This is a genomic window from uncultured Limnohabitans sp., from assembly GCF_937889215.1.
In the GTDB taxonomy this organism is placed as follows: Bacteria; Pseudomonadota; Gammaproteobacteria; order Burkholderiales; family Burkholderiaceae_C; genus Limnohabitans_A.
Map to the genome: position 1 here is coordinate 1 of NZ_CALBEX010000322.1, position 3,077 is coordinate 3,077.

The following is a 3,077-nucleotide window of genomic DNA, read 5'->3' on the forward strand; positions in this document are numbered from 1 at the left end:
CCAATGACAAAATCCAACCCTTCAGAGCGCACCAGCGCCAAGGAAGTTGGCCATGAAAAAAACCTTGTCATTGATTCAACTGCAACACGCCTCGTTGTTTCTGGGCGCGGCGTGCGCCATGTCCCACACATGGGCTCAAGCCAGCGATCCAGCCCCAAAGACCTACCCTTTGGTCGAGGTGGTGGAAAAGCCTCTGGAATACCGCCAGTTTGAAAAAGTGGAGATCACGGGGTCATCGATTGTTCGCAAGGAACAAACCAAAGCTTTGCCAGTGCAGCTGATCACACGCGAAGACATCCGGCGGTCTGGGGCCAGCAACATGGTCGATGTTTTGCACAACTTACCCATCATGTCCATGGTGGTCAACAGCGCCGCCATGACCACGACCATCGGCGGTTACACCACGGCCTCCTTGCGCGGCTTGCCCGCCGGAACGCTGCTTTTGCTCAATGGCAAACGGCTGTCCTCTTATGGTCGCCAAAGTGTGTTCGGTGTGGACCGGCCCAGTGTGGACATCAACACCGTGCCTTTGTCGGCCATTGAAAAAATCGAGATCCTGTCGGACGGGGCCTCGTCGCTTTACGGATCGGATGCCATCGCGGGGGTGATCAACATCATCACGCGCACCGAGCAAAAGGGTTTTGAAATCGCGGCGGAAACATTGGGCACCTCGCAAGGCGGTGGCCAAGGCCATCAAATCACCCTGAACGCGGGCAAGGGCAGTTTGAGAAAAGATGGCTACAGCCTGCGGCTGACGGCCGAGCTGTTTCACCGGGACCCGTTGCAAGCCAGCGAGCGACCCCAATACGCCCAAGGCCGGTATGTGGTGGAGCGCGATGGGCAGCAGTACGCCATCGACGGCGAACGCCTGACCTCGTACGCCACCCCGGGCGTGTTCTTTCAGCCTGCCGATGCGGCCGACGGAACGCCCAGAAAGGTGTTCAGCTTGCTGCACCAGGACGGACAGTGCCCCAGCGGCTATGTGCCCATGCTCGGCCAGCCATCGTGCCAGTACAACGCTTACTCGGCATTGACCATTTACCCCCAACAAGACAGCCGCAAGCTCTTGCTCCATGGGGAAAAATGGCTGGGCGATGGCACCACCGCCTATGCCGAAGTTCTGTACGCACAACTGACTGACGGCGAAATGGCGGGGCAAGGCTGGCGGCAACTGGTTTACAGCCTGGGTCCGTCCCCCGATTCGGTGGGTGTCCAAGAGGCGCTGCGTGCGGGCCTTGACCCTGCCAAAACCCAGTTTCTGTGGTCGCCGAGTTTGCTGCACGGCCTCAAGCGGGCCTATGAACAAAACAACTGGCGTGTGGCCACAGGTCTCAAAGGGGATTGGGGCGGTTGGGACTACAAAGCCGAGTTGTACAGGGCTCAGGCGCAAGTGAGCCGCAAAGTAGAGGTCACGGATTTTGTGGGTCAGGGCTTGGTCAGTGGCCGGGTCTTGAGCGATCCGAACATGCTCAAACCCCTGACGGCTGACAACCCTTTGACAGCCACACTCAATGGCTTGCGCAACGTCTGGAACACCTGGGACGAGGGCACCACCCACACCACCGTCGGCCATGTCAGGGCGTCGCGCCCGCTGATGGAGATCGAGGGCAAGGACGTGATGTTGGGCACAGGCCTGGAGTGGCGGCGCGAGGGCACGGACTACCGGCACGTCTCGAACACGGAGTTGCAGCCGAGTTTTCAGGCCGAGCGGGACATTCAGGCCGCCTATCTGGAGCTTCAGCTGCCTGTGACCCCGCAGTGGGACGTGACCGCGTCCACACGCTGGGACCGGTACAGCGATTTGGGCACCACGCACAACAGCAAGTTGGCTTCGCGTTACGACTTCGACAACGGCTGGTCGGCCAGGGCGTCCTGGGGCACCGGATTTCGGGCACCGTCACTGGCGCAATTGCAGGATGTCAGCAAACTGTATGCCGTTGGCACAACGACTTACATCAATGAATGCAGCCCGGACATGCTGTCGGTGGCGGCCAGGCTCAGCACCAGCCAGGACCGCACGGTGTCTTGTGCCAAAAGTGCGATGACCATTTACGGCACGGGCAACCCAGACTTGAAGCCCGAGTTGTCGACACAAAAATCATTGGGCTTGGCCTACCGGCCCACACGCAACTTCTCAGTCACCGCCGACTGGTGGTCCATCGACATGCGCGATGTGATTTCCACCCTGTCAGATACCGCGGTGTATGCCGATCCAATCCAATATGAAAAGTTCTATTTGATGCAAAGCAATGGGACACTGGCCATGCGTTTGCCCAACTACAACATTGGCCAGCGCAAAAAGTCCGGCATTGATTTTGATGTGCGCTGGCGTGCGCCCACCGACATGGGCCAATGGAACCTGTTTGTGCAGGGGACTTACAACCTCAAGTCTCAAGACCAGTCCGAGCCCGGTCAGGCTTTTGTGTCGGATCTGGGGCGGTACAACAAAATCACCGACACCATCACCCCGCGTCTGCGGCTGCGCTGGATAGCGGGGCTTAGCACGGCCACTTGGAGCCTGCATGGGGCGCTCAATTACACCTCCGGCTATGCCGATCAGGACCGATCCGGCGTGAACTTGGCCACCTTGCAAAGCACGCCCCTCACGGGTTTTGCGGTCCCGTCTTTCACCACGCTGGACCTGCATGCGGCCTACCAAATCAGCCCGGCCGTGAGTTTGCGGGCCTCCCTCGGCAACGCGCTCAATCGCCAAGCGCCACAAGCCTTCACCAGCACGGCCGGGCAGGTTTTTGGCTTCAACACGCGTGAGCACACTTTGTGGGGCAGGAATTTCAGCGTGGGCCTGGTGGCCAGATTCTGACCCTGGGCACGCGCTGCGACAGACGGGGCTGGCCAGGTGGCGCGCAGCGCGGCAGCGCAATGGCCGCTGGCCCGTGAGCCCAAAACCACGGAACCCGACTGCAAAAAGACACAGGTTGTATAATCGCCGCACGACTTTCTGTGCGAGAAACAATGACCAAGCCATACCGGATCATCGGCCTGCTGTGCGGGCTGACTTTTTCTGTGAGCATCCAGGCACAAGGCCAGGCACCCGCCGCCCCCAGCGCCGCCAAACC

At 59.9% G+C, this 3,077-nt stretch carries 1 protein-coding gene; it reads left to right on the forward strand.

Annotated features, from left to right (window positions below):
* Nucleotides 1–52 precede the first annotated feature (52 nt).
* Nucleotides 53–2,821 carry a TonB-dependent receptor gene (locus Q0341_RS08235; protein ID WP_299511983.1) on the forward strand — a complete coding sequence of 923 codons (2,769 nt, stop codon included), beginning with the start codon at nucleotides 53–55 and terminating at the stop codon, nucleotides 2,819–2,821.
* Nucleotides 2,822–3,077 lie beyond the last annotated feature (256 nt).